Origin of the sequence: Geobacillus sp. FSL K6-0789 (assembly GCF_038593135.1) — a bacterium.
GTDB lineage: Bacteria > Bacillota > Bacilli > Bacillales > Anoxybacillaceae > Geobacillus > Geobacillus stearothermophilus.
Genome location: NZ_CP151966.1, coordinates 2,807,183 through 2,826,796, shown reverse-complemented (window position 1 = coordinate 2,826,796; position 19,614 = coordinate 2,807,183). Strand labels below are relative to the sequence as shown.

15 protein-coding genes are annotated in these 19,614 nt (G+C 53.7%); 12 read left to right on the top strand and 3 right to left on the bottom strand.

All coding sequences use genetic code 11. The features are described 5' to 3' along the window. Nucleotides 1-134 precede the first annotated feature (134 nt). From NSQ51_RS15065 to secA2, 3 genes are all read right to left on the bottom strand, one after another. On the bottom strand, nt 135-1,028 hold the full coding sequence (locus tag NSQ51_RS15065) for an accessory Sec system S-layer assembly protein (protein WP_049624561.1): 894 nt from the start codon (nt 1,026-1,028) through the stop codon (nt 135-137). Nucleotides 1,029-1,423: 395 nt separating this feature from the next. Beyond that, entirely contained in the window at nt 1,424-2,704 is a 1,281-nt protein-coding gene (locus NSQ51_RS15060) for an IS110 family transposase (protein ID WP_342462703.1), read from the bottom strand. 134 nt (nt 2,705-2,838) lie between these two features. Beyond that, nucleotides 2,839-5,229 carry an accessory Sec system translocase SecA2 gene (gene secA2 / locus NSQ51_RS15055; protein ID WP_121650074.1) on the bottom strand — a complete coding sequence of 797 codons (2,391 nt, stop codon included), beginning with the start codon at nt 5,227-5,229 and terminating at the stop codon, nt 2,839-2,841. 267 nt (nt 5,230-5,496) lie between these two features. Here secA2 and NSQ51_RS15050 point away from each other — a divergent pair, with 267 nt between their 5' ends. The 12 genes from NSQ51_RS15050 to NSQ51_RS14995 all read left to right on the top strand — a co-directional run bounded on the left by NSQ51_RS15050 (nt 5,497) and on the right by NSQ51_RS14995 (nt 19,531). Then, entirely contained in the window at nt 5,497-6,579 is a 1,083-nt protein-coding gene (locus NSQ51_RS15050; protein WP_049624563.1) for an MraY family glycosyltransferase, read from the top strand. Between the two features lie 236 nt (nt 6,580-6,815). Then, nucleotides 6,816-7,934 carry a DegT/DnrJ/EryC1/StrS family aminotransferase gene (locus NSQ51_RS15045; RefSeq protein WP_033014895.1) on the top strand — a complete coding sequence of 373 codons (1,119 nt, stop codon included), beginning with the start codon at nt 6,816-6,818 and terminating at the stop codon, nt 7,932-7,934. Between the two features lie 118 nt (nt 7,935-8,052). Further along, nucleotides 8,053-8,790, top strand: a complete 738-nt coding sequence (locus NSQ51_RS15040) for a hypothetical protein (protein ID WP_049624588.1) — start codon at nt 8,053-8,055, stop codon at nt 8,788-8,790. Then, a complete protein-coding gene (locus NSQ51_RS15035) occupies nt 8,787-9,800 on the top strand; it encodes a Gfo/Idh/MocA family oxidoreductase (protein WP_013524681.1) in 1,014 nt (337 codons plus the stop codon). The genes NSQ51_RS15040 and NSQ51_RS15035 overlap by 4 nt, the downstream gene beginning before the upstream one ends. A gap of 15 nt (nt 9,801-9,815) precedes the next feature. Beyond that, nucleotides 9,816-11,129, top strand: a complete 1,314-nt coding sequence (locus tag NSQ51_RS15030; RefSeq protein WP_049624564.1) for a nucleotide sugar dehydrogenase — start codon at nt 9,816-9,818, stop codon at nt 11,127-11,129. 17 nt (nt 11,130-11,146) lie between these two features. Further along, the gene (locus NSQ51_RS15025; RefSeq protein ID WP_033014903.1) at nt 11,147-11,878 is read left to right on the top strand and encodes an N-acetyltransferase; all 732 of its coding nucleotides are present in this window, start codon (nt 11,147-11,149) and stop codon (nt 11,876-11,878) included. Between the two features lies 1 nt (nt 11,879). Continuing rightward, on the top strand, nt 11,880-13,328 hold the full coding sequence (locus NSQ51_RS15020; protein ID WP_049624565.1) for an oligosaccharide flippase family protein: 1,449 nt from the start codon (nt 11,880-11,882) through the stop codon (nt 13,326-13,328). Nucleotides 13,329-13,360: 32 nt separating this feature from the next. Continuing rightward, nucleotides 13,361-14,419 (top strand): UDP-N-acetylglucosamine 2-epimerase (non-hydrolyzing), encoded by a 1,059-nt coding sequence (gene wecB / locus NSQ51_RS15015; protein WP_025950142.1) that lies wholly within the window; start codon nt 13,361-13,363, stop codon nt 14,417-14,419. Nucleotides 14,420-14,431: 12 nt separating this feature from the next. Then, nucleotides 14,432-15,820: an O-antigen polymerase gene (locus NSQ51_RS15010; RefSeq protein ID WP_033014909.1), complete on the top strand. Its 1,389-nt coding sequence runs from the start codon at nt 14,432-14,434 to the stop codon at nt 15,818-15,820. Continuing rightward, complete coding sequence (locus NSQ51_RS15005) at nt 15,821-16,936, top strand: glycosyltransferase (RefSeq protein ID WP_049624566.1); 1,116 nt, start codon at nt 15,821-15,823, stop codon at nt 16,934-16,936. Beyond that, the gene (locus NSQ51_RS15000; protein ID WP_033014914.1) at nt 16,933-18,015 is read left to right on the top strand and encodes a glycosyltransferase; all 1,083 of its coding nucleotides are present in this window, start codon (nt 16,933-16,935) and stop codon (nt 18,013-18,015) included. Before NSQ51_RS15005 ends, NSQ51_RS15000 begins: the two co-directional genes overlap by 4 nt. Nucleotides 18,016-18,274: 259 nt before the next feature. Then, the gene (locus NSQ51_RS14995) at nt 18,275-19,531 is read left to right on the top strand and encodes a glycosyltransferase family 4 protein (protein WP_033014918.1); all 1,257 of its coding nucleotides are present in this window, start codon (nt 18,275-18,277) and stop codon (nt 19,529-19,531) included. Nucleotides 19,532-19,614 lie beyond the last annotated feature (83 nt).

Below are 19,614 nucleotides of genomic sequence, written 5' to 3'. Positions count from 1 at the left end.
TGATGATGCAATGTTCGGCTGTTGCGTCTAAGGCTCAACGGACAACGGGAGCGCGGTCGTTTTGAACGGAACGATGCAAAGAAAGCTGGCCTCCATCGGTCGTTTGGCGACCATGGGGGCCAGCTTTTTGCCGGTTACTCCTCGCTTGATTGCGTTTCTTGCTTTTCGCTCTGTGCCGGGGAGGATGGGATCGTCACCTTCCAGGACGTCCAATCCGGTTCTGCTTTGCGCAGCAATTCCGGTGGGAAGAGGAACGTCCATGGTTTGCTGGTGTGGGCTTTCACTTCCAGATGGCATGGAAATAATCCGCGGGCGACGATATCGCCAGCATAATCCCGCACTTCAAGCGGGATTTGTTCAAAATGGATATGTTTGTCGCTGCCGTTGCGAATGAGCAACGTGACGCCTAGTTCACCGGAAGGCAGCTGTTTCGCTTCAATGCCCATGAAGTTCACCTCTCCGGGAGCGGGAGGCGGAACCGAGTCAACGAGGGCTTGCAGCTGTTGGCGCTGCTTGGCCGACAGCGTCTGCTCCCAGCTTTCCTCTAGATCGAGCCGATGCCGCGGTGTCAGTTCAAAGGCGATCTTCCATCCATCTTGAGGCAACTGATCGACGAGCTTGTCCTCGGCGGCGAACAAAAACCGCCACGGGCGGGCCGTCATTGGCGGCAGTTCGCCGAATGGGCTCATATCAAACTCTTTGCGGGCAATCGCCGTGCCATCCTCGTCAAGCAGCAACAGGCGGATTCGTTCAAAGCGAACCGGCTTCGGCAGCGTGTTGCGCAAAATGGCGACAGCGACAAACCCATCGTTGTATTCGACCAGCTTGACGCCGGAAATGGAAATTTGGTTTGGCTGAAGCGGCGGCAGCTGTTCGTGGTAAAAGCGATAGACGTACGTTTCTTCCGGAGACAGCTGCCAGTCCGGATGAAACGACAGCGTCGTTTTCGTTCCGACCTCCGGCTGTTTGACATGTTGCGCCGGCAGCTCGGCTTCCGGTTGCGTGCGTTGTTTTCGTCGGAAAATCATAGGGAACCTCCCTCTAGAAATGTTGATCTATCAAGGCTTTTCGGCCTCTCAGGGGTGTCCAAAAAATATTTTTCGACAAAATCCCTTACATCCTTTTTCAGTTTTGTGGATATCTTACAGACCTAGGGTGCGCTTCGCGGCCACGGCTGGTTATATTTTCCTGCCGCGGGGGGGAAGCATATTCGATGCACCCTTTGGATCTCCGCGTCGCTGATGAGGACGAACCCTCCCATGTCTCCGGGCGTCTTCGCGCCAACATTCCCTCGTTCGGTCTCGTCATCAGGCGGAGGCCGGCCAAGCTCCTTTAGGGACTCAAGGTCGAATGGATGAAATCACGCCAGCTTCTCCGGTGTCATCTCGTTGTCCAACGATTCTTCCGTTCGCAGGGGGAGGCCTTAGGCCGCCCGTTGCACCTGGGACAAGACGTCCTGTTTCATTCGCTCCGCGTCAAACGCTTGTTTCTTCGTACAAATCGCAAACAGCACATTCAACAGCTTCCGGCACAAGGCGACGATGGACTGCTTTCCGGTCAGCGGATTGACGGATCGGGTCGTATAATACTCATGCAGCTCGCGAAACGCCTTGTTATGCCGAATCAGCGGAATCATCGCCCGAAACAGCACCGAGCGCAACCGTTTCCGTCCCCGTTTGGAGATGTGCTTTTGCCCTTTGCGCTGGCCGGAGGAGTTCTCCTTGAGCGTCAGGCCCGCCAACTTCACCAATTGGCGCGGGTCCCGATAATGGGCGAAGCTGCCGATCTCCGCCAGCAGATCGATGATCGTGGCGTCTCCCAACCCGTCGACCGTTTTCAACCATTGGTACTCCATCGTCGTTTGAACCAATGCCTTCAACTCGGCGTCCAGTGCAGCGATCTCCGCCTCCAATTGGCGGTATCGGCGGACGAGCGCGGCGATCTCAAACCGGGCCATCGCTGTCCCTTCCGTCACCCCAATCGAGTCCTTCGCGGTGTTGATCAACGCCTGAATTTTGGCCTTCTGCGGGCATTTCATCCCTTCGCTTTGCCGGTACACCTCGATGAGCTCCTCGGCGGTCCGACCGGCCATATCAGCCGGAAGCGGCGTCCACTCCAACACCGAAAGCGCCGTTTTCCCCAAGTCACGAAACACGGTCCAAAACTCTGGAAAATACCGATCCGTCCAGCGGACGATCGCGTTTTTCACCGCCGTCTGTTCCTTGCGGAGCTTCTCTTTGAGCGTGCTTCCCACGCGCAAATCGGCTTCGATCTCGTGCAGCAGCCGGGGAACGAGGAATCGTCCGTCTTTTGCCAGTCTGGCAATGACCAGGGCGTCTTTGGCGTCGTGTTTCGTCGGCAGGTTGTCATCAAGTTCTTTCGACCGGCACACATGCGCCGGGTTGACCATGACCAACGGGATCCCGTGCTCCTCGAGGAAGTAGGCCAGGTTCAACCAGTAGTGCCCGGTCGGCTCCACCGCGACGATCACCTCTGACTTCCCAAACGCTTGCATCGCCTCCTGAATCGCTTTATACAGCTGCTGAAACCCCTCTTTCGACTGGAAGATCGGGAACGACTTGCGAAGCACGCGCCCCCGGTCATCCACGAAGCAGGCGTAGTGGGTTCGTTTCGCGATATCGATGCCCACGACAAGCGTTTGTTCCGTAACTTGATCAATTTTATAGTTTTGTGTACAATTCATCTGAAGTCCTCCTTGGTATGGTGAGTGATGTGGTTGACACCCCTGCATCATACCAAGAGGGCTTTTTTTGATCAAGTCCCCGGAAAAGCTCCTAACGGGAATGCTCCTTTACGAGGCGGCGTGCTGCGCCGCGGTTATGGTTCGTTCGCGGCGGCCGCTTCGTCATCGATGACAAACTGGCTTTTCAAATAGTTCATGGCTGTCGTGCAAATGCCGGCGTCGATCGCTTGCTGCAGCGCGACGAATTCGCGGTAGGCGTCCATTTCAAAGGCGCGGTACGGATCCTCTTGGCCGTAGCTGCGCAAATGAATCCCCTCTTTTAATACATTCAGTTGATTTAAGTGGCGAATCCAGTGGGCGTCGATGGTTTCAACCATCAAATGCTTAAGCCGCATCGTTTGTTCTTCGTCGCACGGAAGATCGGCGAGCGCCGCTTCAAGCGATTGGTATTCGTCCCAAACAAGTTGGGCGATTTCTTCTTTTTGCTTATGGCGAAGATCATCAATCGGATAGGCAAACTGGAAAAAGGCACGGCGCAGCTCGTTGTGCAGTCCTTCGATGTTCCACTCTTCAAAAAAGACGTTTTCCGGACAATAACGGTCGATCGTTTGCGTGATATAACGCTGAATGTGCCGAAGGAGCTCGGACAGCACCTCTGCTTGCTTCAGCGCCAAGACGCGATCGCGCATATGGTAGATGACTTTGCTTTGTTGGTCGATCACGGTGTCCAATTTCAATAAATGCAATCGCGCCGAATAATGGGCGTTTTCGATCGTTGTTTGCACTTTTTGGACGAACTTGATCGGGTCGGGCGACACGATGAGCCCGGTTTCATCCGTCTTGACTTTGCTTCGCCATTTTTCCAGCTCCTCTTGATCGTACAGCTGAAATAAATCATCCTCCAGCGAAATGATAAACTGGGAAGACCCCGGATCCCCTTGGCGTCCTGCCCGGCCGCGCAGCTGCATATCAATGCGATGGCTTTCATGCCGCTCTGTGCCGATGATGTGCAGCCCGCCAAGTTCCTTGACGCCTTCTCCAAGCAAAATGTCGGTCCCGCGCCCGGCCATATTGGTCGCGATCATCACTTGCCCTTTTTGCCCGGCGGTCGCGATGATGCGCGCTTCTTCTTCCTCCGTTTTGGCATTGAGCAGGTGGTGAGGGATGCCTGCTTTCGAAAACGCCGCTGACAACCGTTCCGACTGTGCGACCGATGTCGTGCCGATGAGAACGGGACGGCCGATGGCATTCATTTTTTTCACTTCGTCGATAATTTTCCGTACTTTCGCCTCGTACGTCTGGTAGACGAGGTCGTCCCAGTCGGTGCGGCGGGATGGCCGGTTTGTCGGAATCGTAATAACGCGCAGCTGGTACGTTTGCCAAAATTCTTCTTTCGACGGCGTAGCGCTGCCGGTCATCCCGGCTAGCTTCTCATACATGCGAAAATAGTTTTGGATCGTAATCGTGGCTTGGATGTCGTTTTCTTCGGTGATTTCCACACCTTCTTTCGCTTCAATGGCTTGATGCAGGCCGTCGCTGAACGAGCGTCCTTCCATCACCCGGCCGGTGAACGGGTCAACGATCATCACTTTGCCGTTTTTGACGATGTAATCGACATCCCGCCGCATGATAAACCAAGCGCGCAGCAACTGCATCGCATGATGGAGCAGCACGTGATGCTCCCAGTCGTATAGATTGTCGATGCCAAACGCCCGCTCGATTTTTTGCGCCCCTTCTTCGGTGAGGAAAATTTGTTTCGTCTCCAAAGACCGTTCATACTCTTTTCCTTCTTCGAAGGTGCGGACGATGCGCGCCATAATCGGGAACAATTCGGCTCCGATTCCCGATTTATTGGCGATAATGAGCGGGGTGCGCGCTTCGTCGATTAAAATGCTGTCGATTTCATCGATGATGGCGTAATACAGCGGGCGCTGCACTTTATCTTCGAGGCGGTACACCATGTTGTCGCGCAAATAATCAAAGCCGAACTCGGTGCCGGTGCCGTACGTGATATCGGCCGCGTACGCTTCTTTTTTCTCGCTGGCCGTCATTTGCGACACATTCAGGCCGACGGTTAAGCCGAGAAAGCGGAACACACGACCCATTTGTTCGCAGTCCCGGCGCGCCAAATATTCGTTGGCCGTAATAATGTGGACGCCTTTTCCAAGGAGGGCGTGCAAGTAGCTTGGCAAAGTGGCCGCCAACGTCTTTCCTTCCCCGGTCTGCATTTCGGCGATGTTTCCTTCATGCATCGCCAATCCGCCCATCAGTTGCACGTCGTAATGGCGCAGACCGAGCACGCGCCGCGCCGCCTCCCGGACGACGGCAAACGCCTCGGTTTTTATGTCATCGAGCGTCTCGCCGCGTTCGAGCCGTTCTTTGAAGACAACCGTTTTTTGGCGCAGTTGTTCATCGCTCAGCGAAGAAATGGTTGGTTCCCATTCATTGATTTGCGCCGCCAGCTTGGCAAGACGCTGCACGTCTCGCGCGCTTTCGTCAAATAGTTGCTTTACTTTTGCAAACATATGTCCATTCCTCTCCTAGACAGGCATGATTCACACCAAGTGCTCTAAACCTAATTATAGCACAAGATGTTTCCTGTGGAGGGAGGATGTAAAATGTGGAATCGTCCGCCGGATTGGCGCTCGGAGCTTCTCGCGGCAAGGGAAAAAGAAATTTTCCATCCTTGGGGACAAAAAAGGGGTGTAAAAAAAGATTGATTTACTCATCGTATATGGTAACATAAAGATGATGTGTGTTTCCGCGATTTTATAAGGCCAAGGTGATTGCATATGAATATGGAAGCATTTGCCGCATGTTTGGCTTCGTTTATCACAGTATTGGTCATCACCCCGTTCGTGATCAAACTCGCGGTCAAAATTGGCGCGGTCGATCGGCCGAACGGGAGAAAAGTGCATACAAAAGTCATGCCAAGGCTTGGCGGATTGGCCATTTTTATCGGTGTCGCCGTCGGCTATTTTGTCGGCGGGGTGTATAAAGAGCAAGTGACGGGGATGACGGTCGGCGCCATCATCATCGTGCTCGTCGGGATGCTCGACGATTTGTACGAGCTGTCGCCAAAAGTGAAGCTGGCCGGCCAGCTGCTGGCGGCGTTCGTCGTTGTTGCTTCCGGGTTGAAGGTCGATCTTTTGACCGTTCCGTTTGTCGGCACGTTTGAGTTGGGGCTGTGGAGCTACCCGATCACGATATTTTGGATTGTCGCGATTACGAACGCCATCAACTTGATCGATGGATTGGATGGATTGTCCGCGGGCATTTCCGCCATTGGGATTGCGGCCATTGCCGTTATGGCGGGCATGGCAGGCAAAATGCTCATTTTCACGCTCTGCTTGATCCTCTTAGGCAGCGTCATCGCGTTCTTGTTTTACAATTTCCACCCGGCGAAAATTTTCATGGGGGATACCGGCGCGTTGTTTTTAGGATATGCGATTTCCGTCCTGTCGGTGCTAGGGCTTTACAAAAGCGTGACGCTCTTCAGCTTCGTCGTTCCGGTGATCATTTTGGGTGTGCCGATTTTCGATACGACATTTGCCATTATTCGCCGCATTGTGAATAAAAGGCCGATCTCGGCGCCGGATAAGTTGCATCTTCATCATCGGCTGCTGGCCCTTGGCTTTTCGCATCGCAACACGGTGCTGCTCATTTATGCGTTTGGCTTGATGTTTGCCATCAGCGCGATTTTGTTCTCCGCCTCGACGTTATGGCAGTCCATTCTCATCGTCTTTGCCTTGATCGTCTTCGTGGAACTGCTGGCTGAACTGATCGGCTTGGTCAATGATCAGTACAAACCGTTTATGACTTTTATTCGTAAGCTGCTTCGGGGAAGCCGAAAAGTATACGGAAATGACCGATAAATAGCAAATGAGCCGTTTGTGCCATGAAAGGGACAAACGGCTTTTTTCAGGAATGCCCCGTCTTTGGAAAATTATGCCCTTCTTTTTCGTTGTTTATGCAGCTTCTGCCGTTCCTTCGCTGATTTTTTTGCGGCAAGGCCAAGATTGCCACAAAACTGTCATTATATATTGACGCAAAAATATGATAAACTAAACATGGTTATTCTACATATTTTTTGGATTCGGAGGAACTTGCGATGAACGTGCCAATGTTGGATTTAAGCGAACAGTATGAACAATTGAAGCCGGAGATCATGCGCGTATTGGATGAAGTGATGCGCTCCTCTCGCTTTATTTTAGGAGATTATGTCAAAAAGCTAGAAGCAGATATTGCTGCCTACAGCCGGGCGAAACACGGAATCGGCTGCGGCAACGGAAGCGATGCGATACATATTGCTTTGCAAGCAGCCGGCGTCGGGCCGGGCGATGAAGTCATCACAACGGCGTTCACCTTTTTCGCGACGGCAGGATCGATTGCGCGGGCCGGCGCCAAACCGGTGTTTGTCGATATCGATCCGGTGACGTTCAACATCGATCCAGCGCAAGTTGAAGCGGCGGTGACGGAGAAGACGAAAGCCATCATCCCGGTGCATTTGTACGGGCAAATGGCGGATATGGAGGCGATTGCCGCGATTGCCAAGCGGCATGGATTGGTTGTCATTGAGGACGCCGCCCAGGCGATCGGCGCGAAATACAACGGGAAATGCGTTGGCGAGCTTGGGACGGCGGCGACGTACAGTTTCTTCCCGACGAAAAACTTGGGCGCCTATGGGGATGGCGGCATGATCATTACGAATGATGACGAACTGGCCGAAAAATGCCGGGTCATCCGCGTTCATGGCAGCAAGCCGAAATATTACCATCATGTACTTGGCTACAACAGCCGCCTCGATGAGATGCAAGCGGCGATTTTAAGCGTCAAATTCCCGCATCTGGATCGGTGGACGGAACAGCGGCGCAAGCATGCGGCGACGTATACGCGCCTGCTCGAGGAGGCGGTCGGCGACCTTGTTGTGACGCCGAAAGAAGTCGACGGTCGCTATCATGTGTTCCATCAATACACGATTCGAGCGCCGAAGCGCGACGAGTTGCAAGCGTTTTTGAAAGAACAGGGGATCGCGACGATGGTGTACTATCCGCTGCCGCTGCATTTGCAGCCGGTGTTTGCTTCGCTCGGGTATAAGGAAGGGCAGCTGCCGGAGGCGGAAAAAGCGGCGAAAGAAGCGCTGTCGCTGCCGATGTTCCCAGAGCTGAAAGAGGAGCAGCAACAGTACGTCGTCGAGAAAATCGCGGAATTTTACCGTCATTTCGCTTGATCGTCCAACCGGCCAAAGGAAACGTCACTTGCGCACAGCAATGGCGTTTCCTTTGGCGTTGGATCATTTGTTTTGTTCACAACACTTTGTTATTTTATGATAAGGGATGGTGGCCGGATTGACGGCGGAAAAACGACCGTTTGTGCTGTACGAATATTTGCGCTTTTTTTGGCAGCGAAAATGGTGGTTTCTTGTCGTTCCGCTTGCGACGATCGTGTTGACCGTCATCGCAGGGCGGCTTTTGCTGCAGGGGGAGAAGTATACGGGGAAAGCTGTCGTGTTTACCGGATCGATTGATGTAAAAGAGTTGACGGATCCGAAAAATATAGAAGCGAAGTTTCCAGATGTAAAAAACTTGGATGTCGTCGTTCCTGAGAAACAGTACGTGCAAATCACGGTCAAAGGCGACGATGAACAAGACGTGAGTCGAGAATTGAAGCTTGTTGTGTCGGAATACAGCCAGGAGCTCAAGCGCCATTCGCAAGAGCGGATTGATGTCACCACGAAATACTTGCATGCGCTGGAAGAACGGGAACGCGCCTTGCAACAAAAAGTCGATTATTATAGCGAACAAATACAGTCGGGCCGCTTGAATCCAGAACAGCTCTATGACATCAGCGCCTTGTTGGTCGAGTCGGAAAACAACTTGACTGAAGTGATGGAGCGTGTCAATCGCATCCGCGGCAATCTTGTCTTTTACGAAAAACCGGCCGTATTGTCGGAAACGGTGGCGAAATCGAAAACGTATACGGGGCAGCTGATGGCCGTCGGCCTTGTCCTCGGCCTGTTTTTGACGGTCGTTTGGCTCGTGCTTTGGAAGTATATATTGGACGCGAGGAGGTACTATTCTTCATGATCCGTTTTGCCATTGTCGGCATGGGGCATATCGCCAAAAAACATATCGATGCCATTGAAAAGGCGGACGGCGCCGAGCTGGCGGCCGTGTGCGACACGAATCCGGAACGTTTGCGCGACGTGTCGGACGTTCCTGTTTATACTGATATGGAGACGATGTTGAAGGAGAACGAACAGATCGATGTCGTCAACATTTGTGTTCCGTCTGGATTGCACGCGCGGCTGGCCAAGCTGGCGGCCCGCTATCGCCGTCATATCATTGTGGAAAAGCCGATGGCGCTCCGTGTGAGCGACGCTGAAGAGATGATCCGCGCGGCGAAAGAATACGACGTGAAGCTCGCGGTCGTTCATCCGAACCGCTTCCGTCCGGCTATTCGGAAGCTGAAAGAGGCGATGGAGCGTGGGATGTTCGGAAAACTGAGCCATGCGAACGCCACGGTGCGCTGGAATCGAAATCAAGCCTATTATGACCAGGCGGCGTGGCGGGGGACGAAAGAGTTTGACGGCGGCGTCTTGATGAATCAAGCCATTCACAATTTGGATTTGCTGCTTTGGCTGATGGGGCCGGTCAAGGCGGTGCAAGCGATGGCGGCGACCCGTCTGCGCAAGATTGAGACGGAAGACGTCGCGGCGGCGGTCGTCGAGTTTGAAAGCGGGGCGCTTGGCGTCATTGAGGCAGCGACGACGATTTATCCGCAAAACTTGGAGGAATCGATCGCCATTTTCGGCGAAACGGCATCAGTGAAAATCGGCGGCCGGACGGCCAACTTTATCGAAACGTGGGAAGCGGAAGGCGTCAGCGAGGAAGAACGGGCAAAGCTCATCGATGAGATCAACGCCGACCCGTTTGGCAAGCCGGGGCACCAATGGATCATTGAAGATATGGTGCAAGCGATTCGCGAAGACCGCGAGCCGATCGTCACGGGTTTGGACGGATTGGCTCCTGTTCGGCTGATCGAAGCGATTTTGCGTTCGGCGGAAACGGGGACAAGAGTGCAACTATCTGAGTAGAAAGGAATGAGAGGAATGAAATACGCGGAACGGCTGTTGCAAAAGTTTGAGAAACGCGACGCGGTCATCGGTGTGGTCGGGCTTGGCTACGTCGGGTTGCCGCTGGCAGTCGAAAAAGCAAAAGCAGGGTTTCATGTCATTGGTTTTGACATCCAACAAAGCCGCGTCGATCAAGTGAACAATGGGATCAACTACATCGGCGATGTCGTCGATGAAGATTTGCATGAGATGGTCAAACAAGGGCGGCTTGTGGCGACGACCGATTACGCCCGGATCGCGGAAGTCGATGCCGTGGCGATCGCGGTGCCGACCCCGCTCGATGGGCATCATCAGCCGGATACGTCCTACGTCGAAAACTCGGCGAAGGAAATCGCTAAATACGCCCATGAAGGGATGCTTGTCGTGTTGGAATCGACCACCTATCCAGGCACGACGGAAGAAATCGTGAAACCGGCGCTGGAGAAAAAGGGGCTCGTCGTCGGGGAAACGGTGTTCGTTGCCTATTCGCCGGAGCGGGTTGACCCGGGCAACAAGCAGTTTAAGACGAAAAATACGCCGAAAGTCGTCGGCGGCGTGACAAAGACGTGCACGAAAGTGGCAGCGGCCATGTATCGAGCTGTGCTTGAAGGCGATGTCCACGAAGTGTCGAGTCCGGCGGTGGCGGAAATGGAGAAAATTTTTGAAAATACGTTCCGCCATATCAACATTGCGTTGGCGAACGAAATGGCCATTTTGTGCGAACGGATGGGCATTGACGTTTGGGAAGTGATCGAGGCGGCGAAAACGAAGCCGTACGGATTTATGGCGTTTTACCCGGGCCCGGGGCTTGGCGGCCATTGCATTCCAATCGACCCGTTTTATTTGACATGGAAGGCGCGCGAATACAACTACCATACGCGCCTGATCGAGCTGGCCGGCGAAATCAATAATGCCATGCCGGAATACGTTGTCAATCGCGCAATGCTCATTTTGAACGAAGAAGGGAAGGCGATGCGCGGTTCGAAGGTGACGGTGCTCGGCGTCGCCTACAAAAAAGACATTGATGATGTGCGCGAATCGCCAGTGTTGAAAATCGTCGAGCTGCTCGAGCAATACGGAGCGGAATTTTCCGTCGTCGACCCGTATGTTCCGTCGTTCCGGGCGTGCAACCGGGTGATTGAGACGGTCGAGCTGACGCCGGAACTGCTTGCACAGTCAGATCTTGTCTTGATTACGACGGATCATTCCAACATCGACTATGAAATGGTCGCTCGTCACAGCCGGGTCGTGTTTGACACACGCAATGCTATGAAAGATGTGTCGAAACCGGCCAAATACGTCAAATTGTAAGCGAAGGAGACGAAACCATGAACGTTGTCGATCCCTCTGTTGTTTGCGGTGAACGTGTCGAAATCGGCCATTTCACGGTCATCGAGGCGAATGTCAAAATCGGAAACGACGTTAAAATCGGACATCGCGTCACGATTCACGAAGGAACCGTCGTCGGCGACGGCGTGACGATCGCCGACGGAGCGGTGCTCGGCAAACCGCCGAAGCCGGCGAAAACGAGCACCGTCAAGCTGTCGGGCGAGCTGCCGCCGCTTGTCATCGGCGACCATTGCACGATCGGCGCCAACGCTGTCATCTATCGAGGAGCAGTGATCGGCGCCTACACATTGATCGCTGATTTGGCGAGCGTGCGCGAAAACGTGCACATCGGCCAATATGTGATCGTCGGGCGCGGGGTGTGCGTCGAAAACCACGTCCAAATCGGCGATCGGACGAAAATCCAGTCGAACTCCTACATCACGGCCTACACGACGCTCGAAGACCATGTGTTCATCGCCCCGTGCGTCACGACGACCAATGACAACTACATGGGGCGGACGGAAGAACGGTTCGCCAAAATCAAAGGGGCGACCGTCAAGCGCGGGGCGCGCGTCGGAGGCGGAGCGATTTTGCTGCCGGGCGTGACGGTGGCGGAAGAGACGTTTGTCGCCGCTGGGGCGCTCGTCACAAAAGATACGGAACCGAGGACGGTCGTGAAAGGATTCCCGGCGCGCTTCAGCAAAATGGTCGACGAGCGGGAGTTGTTATAAATTGTTCTCGGCATTCAAGCGTTTAGGAGCGGACTCGCTCCTTTACGCGTTTATGAACGTCGGCACGAAGATGATTGCCTTTTTGATGCTGCCGATTTATACAAGCTATTTGTCCAAGGCGCAGTACGGGGCGGTCTACTTGATCGACCAATGGACGTCGATGCTGACATTTCTCGTCATTTTCGGTACGGATTCGGCGCTCTCTTTTTACTATTACGACACGGACGACAAAGAGAAGCGCCTTTTGTATGTGCGCAACGTCATGTGCTTCCGGCTGTTTGTCGTCGCCATCTTATTTTTGGCTGTCGTTTTGGCCGGTCCGTGGATCGCAGGCGCGCTGTTTCAAGAACCTCGCTATGTCGATTTGCTGTACATCAGTATCGCGACGTTGCTGCTCGATACGATTTTCGTCATGGCGACGACGGTGCTGCGGTTTGAATTTCAGACGAAAAAAGTCGTGATTTGGACGCTCGTGAAAATGCTGCTTGTCGCTGTGCTGTCGTATGCGGCGCTCCGGTGGTTCGCGGCGACGCCGGAAGGGTTGCTCATCGGCCGGCTCGTGAGCAGCGCGCTCGTGTTTTTGTTGATGCTGCATTTGACCGTAAAGTATATGGTGTGGCGCGTGCGCTTTGACGTGTTAAAGGAGCTGCTTGCCTACGCCGCCCCGCTCGTGCCGACTTCGCTCGCCTTTTGGGTGATCGCCAACGTCAGCACGTTTTTCATCCAACGGTTTGCGTCGTTGGAGGAAGTCGGGGTGTTTGGGGTTGCCTTGCGTCTCGCGACCGTGATCACGCTCATCACGAGCGGCGTGCAGATGGCGTGGCGTCCGTATTCGATGTCGATGAAAGACCGGCCGGAAAGCCGTGCGCTGTTTGCGAAAGTGTATATGGCGCTTTTGCTCATTGGAGCGTTTGGGTTGCTTTTGATCGCCACGGCGAGCCCGTGGCTTGTGGAAACCTTTTTCAAACCGGAATATCGCGATGCAGCGTCCTATATCCCGTTTTTATCGGCCGTCACGTTTTTGAACTTTTATTATCTGATTGTTTCCACCGGCTTGTTTTTGACAAAGGAAACCGGCTATATTTCACGGGTGTTCACGCTAGCGGCGCTTCTTCATCTTGCATTGAACGCCGTTTTGGTGCCGCTTTGGCTCAGCTGGGGGGCGGTCGCGGCCAGCCTCATGACGTATATGGTCGCTGTGGCTTTCATTTTTCGCAAAAGCCAGCAAGTGTATCCTGTGCCAGTGTCATGGAAAAAGATGGCTTTGGTTTTGGTCGGCACATTGCTCTCCCTCATCGTCATCGTCTACGTTCAGCAGGCGCCGATTGCTGACGGCTGGGTGCTCGCTGGTTGGGGCCTGTTTGCCGCCACACTCTTTGCCAGCCGGGTTGATCGTGATTTGCGCCGTCCGGTGCGCACGATCGAGGATGAAAATGCGCAAAATACTTGATAACCGCTCATCTGATCTAGGAGGTGCTTCGGATGAAAATCGCCACCGTGTTAGGCGCCAGACCGCAGTTTATCAAGGCTGCCCCCGTCTCGCGCGTCTTGCGAAAACAATATACCGAAGTGCTGATCCATACCGGGCAGCACTATGACCCGAATATGTCGGCCATTTTTTTTGAGGAGTTGAACATTCCGACGCCTGACTACTATCTAGGGGTGGGTTCAGGCAGCCATGGAAAGCAAACGGGCGAAATGCTGATGAAAATTGAAGAAATTGTCATGCAGGAAAAACCGGATTATGTGCTCGTCTATGGCGATACGAACTCGACGCTCGCGGGCGCTCTTGTCGCAGCGAAGCTCCATATTCCCGTCATCCACGTCGAAGCCGGACTGCGCAGCTTCAACAAGCAGATGCCGGAAGAAATCAACCGCATCATGACCGATCATGTCTCCGAGCTCTTATTTTGTCCAACGGAGACGGCCGTGGAAAATTTACGAAAAGAAAATATTACGCGAAACGTCTGGAATGTCGGCGACGTCATGTATGACGCCATTTTGTACAACAAGGAGCTCGCACAGCGCCAATCGACGATTTTGGCTGATTTGTCGCTGGCGGAACAATCCTACTACTTGATCACCATTCACCGAGCGGAAAATACCGATGACCCCGACAAATTGAAAGCCATTTTGGCTGCTTTTCGGGATATTGACGGAACGAAAGTGTGGCCGATTCATCCTCGGACGCGGCATAAGCTTGAAGAGTACGGCTTGGACGCTTCGGCGATTCCAGGGCTTCGGCTGATCGATCCGGTCGGTTATTTGGACATGCTTCGGTTAGAGAGCGGCGCGAAAAAAATCATCACCGATTCAGGAGGCGTACAAAAGGAAGCGTATTTCCTTCGTGTGCCTTGCGTGACGGTGCGCGAACAAACCGAATGGGTGGAAACGCTCGAAGGCGGGGCGAACATCTTAACCGGCACGGACCGCGAGAAGATCGTCGCGGCGGTCCACAAGGAAGTCGCCCCTGTTTATGCGGACGTCTTTGGCGATGGGCATGCGGCGGAGAAAATCGTGGCGGCGATCGGACAGCGATAAGGGTGCGTCGGCATGTTGGACGTGTTGATTGGGTTGATTGTTCTTGTCGTCTCCACCTTGATGTTTCGCTATGCAGCGGGGACGCTTTCATGGACGGCGCCGAATCTCGTGTCGATTGTGTACTATTACTCGTTCCTTCTGTCAAGCTTCATCGGCGCGCTGCTGATCGCCTTGGGGATGGACGATTACTACATGATTCGCAAGCTGTTTCGGCCCGAGGAATACCGGCAGATTGGATTTGCTGTCGTATGCTTTGTCATGATCGTGTTCCCGCTGTCGATGGTGGTCGTTTCAAGGCTGTGCGGATTTGAAGCGAGGCAGGAGTTTCGCGCCTATTTGCAAAAGCCGCTTTCTCCGTTGGCTGGAGCGACGGGCAGCCAAGTGTTTTATGCGTTTTTGGCGCTGTCGCTCCTCAGTTTTGCCGCCATTGCGTATATGATTTGGAAAACGCCGACGATTCCGGTGTTTGCGCTCTTGACAGGGACGGATGAGAGCTTGGCTGCGTTGCGCATTGAGGCGTCGCGCCATTTTGCCGGAAACGTGCTCGTTCGCAATATTTTTGCCATTACGCTCACGCCGCTTTTGTCGTTTATCGCTTATTTGTTTGCCGAGCTGACGCACGAGTGGCGGTGGAAGCTGCTGTTTATCTGTCTGTTTGTCGGAGCGGTGTTCGTCAATGTGTATGATTTGGCCAAATCGCCGATTTTCTTTTACGTGATGATGTTTTTGCTGATTCGCATCTACATTGGAAAAACAAGGCTGTCGGCGGCGAAATTGGCGTTGTATGGGGGAGTGGGGGCGGCGGTGCTCGTCGGCATGTACATCGTCATTCAAGGGGTGCAAGATGTTGCGACCTTTTTGTCTTACAACAAAGGCCCGATCGGCCGCATGATTTTGGCGCAAATCGCGCCGATGTTTCTTCATTTGAATTTGTTCGGCGAAGCGCTGCCATTTCTTTATGGAAAAAGCTTGCCCTCGATTTTAACAGGGTTGTTTGACGTCGAGAATGTCCGCTCCGCCCGCCTCGTGATGGCGCACGTGTTCCCAGAGCGGATTGAAGACGGGACAGGGGGAGTGTTGAACACCCTTTTTGTTGCTGAGGCGTATGCCAATTTCGGTTATGTGGGGATCGTCATCGGCACGCTGTATGTCGGTGTCGTGACGCAGCTGTTGTATATTGGGTTTCTACGGCTGCCAAAAAATCCTTTGTTTTTAAGTTTGTTCGTTTATTTTTCCATTAACATCCCCCGCACGCTCGTCGGTGGGTTCACCGATTTTTTGTTCAATCCGACCTGGGTGCTGCTCGTGGCATTGTTTGGCGGAATGGCGTTGTGGCTGCGGGTGCAGGGGGATTTACGGGCATGGTTTGCAGCGAAAAGGCGAATCACGGATGAGGGATGAATGATGAAAACCGTATTGATTTATTACCCGTTTTCACTCGTCGCGGAACGAAACAGCGGGTCAAAGCTGCGGCCGTATGAAATGCATCAGGCGTTTTTGCGCTGGGGAGCGAAAGAGGGAGTGGACGTTCTTCTGATCGCCGGCACGTCAGCCGAGCGGGAGAAGCAATTTCAAGAGCTCCGCAGCCAAGGCAAGCTCGATGATGTCTGGTTTTGTTATATGGAAAACCAGACGATTCCGCTTTGGCTCACGGACCCAGGACACCGGCCGCAACGTCCGTTCGTCGATCGGGATGTGCTCCGCTACCTGAAAGGCCGCAACGTTCCCATTGGCGTCTTTTATCGCGACGTCTATTGGAAGTTTCCTGATTTGTATCCGCTCCGCGGTTGGAAAAAAGCGGCCATGCAAATGATGTACCGTTGGGAAGAACGGTTTTACGAGCGGTACTGCGATGTCATCTTTTTGCCGAGTCTCGAAATGGGAACATATGTCGCGATCCGCCGCCCGATGGTCGATTTGCCGCCGGGTGGGAAGCAAAAGCCGTTTCAGCGGTTCGGGACGGCGAAACAGCCGCTGAATGCCATTTATGTTGGCGGCATCAACAATGCTGACTATGGGCTTTTGCTCCTGCTTGAGGCGATTCGCTTAGCAAACCGCCGCAAGCCGCTTGTTTCGCTCACCGTCGTCTGCCGAAAAGACGAGTACGAGCGGCAGCCGCTTGCGGTGAAAGAAGAGCTTGCCGCCTTGCAAGTGCGCGTCGAGCACGTCAGCGGCGAAGCGCTCGACCGTTTGTATGCGGAGATGGATTTCGCCTTCATCCCGCGGCGGCGGAGCGAGTATAATGATTTTTCCGTTCCCGTCAAACTGGTCGACTATCTGTCGAGCGGCCTGCCGATTGTCGCCACCGCTTGCTCGGCGCAAAAGCGATTGATTGAAGCGGATGGGTATGGCGTCATTTGCGACGACAACCCGTCGTCGATGGCAGAAGCGATCGCCAAGATGGCGGACATGCTCGAGGAGTGCCGCTTGCGCATTGCGCGGACGTTTATGGCGAAACATTCATGGGAAGCGAGAGTGGAAAAGGTGAAAGAAACGTTGGTGGGGGGCCTCCGATGAAAGTCGCCTTATTGGCTCCAAGCAAATCGATCCATACGCATAAGTGGGCCCGCTTTTACCAAACGCAAGGCATCGATGTGAAAGTCGTGACGTTTAAAGACCATTACGGGCCGGAGCAAGCGAAAGAAGTCGAGACAGTCGTGCTGCCGAAATGGCTGCCGGGGAAGTTGTCGTATTTTTCCACTGTCTTTTCATTAAAGCGGCTGCTCGCTTCGTTTCGACCAGATATTTTGCACGCCCATTATGCCTCCAGCTACGGGTTGATCGGGGCGCTTGCTTCGTATCATCCGTTTTACGTCTCCGTCTGGGGACGCGACGTGTATCAGTTTCCGAATGCCAATCGCTGGAACCGACGGATGCTTGAATATACATTGCAGCGAGCGGATGTCATTTGTTCGACAAGTCATGTGATGGCGAAAGAAACCGGAAAGTATACGGACAAACCGATCGAGGTGACGCCGTTTGGGGTGGATGTCGCCCGCTTCAAACCATTGCCGAAACAGCCGAAACGGACCGTGACGATCGGCACAGTGAAAGCTCTTTCGGACAAGTACGGGATCGCTGATTTGATTCGAGCGTTTGCCGTTGTGCACGAGCGGCATCCACAAACGGAGCTGTTGATCGTCGGCGATGGGCCGCAGCGAAGTGAATACGAGGAGCTGTGCGCCCGCCTCGGCATCCAATCCGTGACGACGTTTGTCGGCAAAGTTCCGAACGAACAAGTGCCACTGTACATCAATCAAATGGATATTTTCGCCGTGCCTTCGACTGAAGACAGCGAAAGTTTTGGCGTTGCCGCCGTCGAGGCGATGGCGTGCGGCGTTCCCGTTGTCGTCTCCAACGTCGGTGGATTGCCGGAAGTCGTCCGTGAGGGAACAACGGGGTTGATTGTGCCGAAAAACAGTCCGGAAAAGCTAGCGGAGGCGTTCGAACGGCTGTTGCTTGATGAGAGGCTGCGGCAACGAATGGGGGAAAACGGCGTCAACCATGTTCATGAACATTACGATTGGACGGAAAATGCGATGCGCATGATCCGATTGTATGAACAAACGTTGAAAGGCGGTGGAGGGAGTCGATGAGGAACAAAGCCGTCATATCAGCCGCCGCGGTTGGTGCTCGTTTGTTGCCGAAAGCGGCGGCTAGGACGCGAAGCCGGCGGCTTTCCGTTGGCAAGCTCGTGATGGCCGTTGGCTTACGGCAACGACTATACATCCAAGGACAGCGGAACGATGCCAGGGGGGCGTTGCCCTTTTTCCACGCCTCGTTTGCGCTCGCCTCTTGGCGCTCGAAATGGAACGTTCGTTTGCGATTTTGGGGGAAAGTGGTGTGGAGCGGACGATGAGGATCATTTACCTATGCCAACACTTCCCGCCGGAAACGGGCGCACCGCAAATTCGTGTGTATGAGGTGAGCAAAGAGCTGATCAAACGGGGGCATCAAGTGGAAGTGCTTACGGCATTCCCGCATCATCCGCACGGCGTCATCCCCAAGCCATACCGCGGCCTGTTTTATTTGTTCGAACAATGGGAGGGCATTCCCGTTCATCGGACATGGATTTATCCGTCGCCAAAGGGGAGCTTTTGGAAGCGACTCGCTTCGTATTTTTCGTTTACGTTCAGCTCGTTTTATTCGCTGCTTGTGAAAGCGAAGCCGACGGATGTGATCATTTGCAATTCCCCGCCGTTGTTTTTAGGGATCACCGGGTACGTGGGCGCGAAGTTGAAACGGGCGAAGTTTGTCTTCAACGTCGCTGACATTTGGCCGGAATCGGCCGTTGAGCTCGGCATTTTGAAAAATCGGCTGTTCATCCGAATGGCGAGGTGGCTCGAGCTGTTTTTATACCGGAAGGCTTGGAAAATCGCTGCCGCGACAGAAGGCATTCGCGATTATATGATTGAACAAGGAAAGGCGCCCGAGGATGTCTTTTTATTGCCGAACGGCGTCAACACGGATGTGTTTCGCCCGCTGCCGAAAAACAAAGAGTTGCTTGCGGAATTAGGGCTCGAAGGAAAAGTGGTGTTTACGTACGCCGGAACGATGGGATACGCCCAAGGGCTCGATTCGGTGCTGCGGGCGGCGGCCATCGTCAAAGCAAAAGATGAACGGGCGCATTTCCTGTTTGTCGGCGATGGCCAAGAGCGAGAAAAGCTGATGGCGTTAAAAGAAGAGCTCGGCCTTGACAATGTGACGTTTTACGGATCCGTTCCGGTTGAGAAGATGCCGGAGATTTTCTCCATCACCGATTACAGCATCGTTTCGCTGCGCAACATCGATTTGTTTAAAGGGGCAAGGCCGTCGAAAATTTTCCCGGCGATCGCCACCGGAACCCCGGTGCTGTATTGCGGCGAAGGGGAGAGCGCCGAGATTTTAGAAACATACCATTGCGGAAAAATCGCTCCTCCAGAAAATCCTGAACAGATCGCTGCCGCGGTTCTCGAGTTGCTTTGCCTTCCGAGCGAGGAATACGAAAAGATGGCGGAAAATGGGCGTAAGTTGGCGGTGGAGCAATACTCATGGATTCGCATTGTCGACGATTTGCTTCACGCCCTTGGCGATGAAACAAAACGCGAATCCGTCAGATGGACAGAAAAATAGAAAAAGAAGAAAGGGCGTTCCGCTCACAAAGAAGGACGCCCTTTTTTGTTCCCGAGTGATGCCGAGGTGGAGAGCAAAATCCC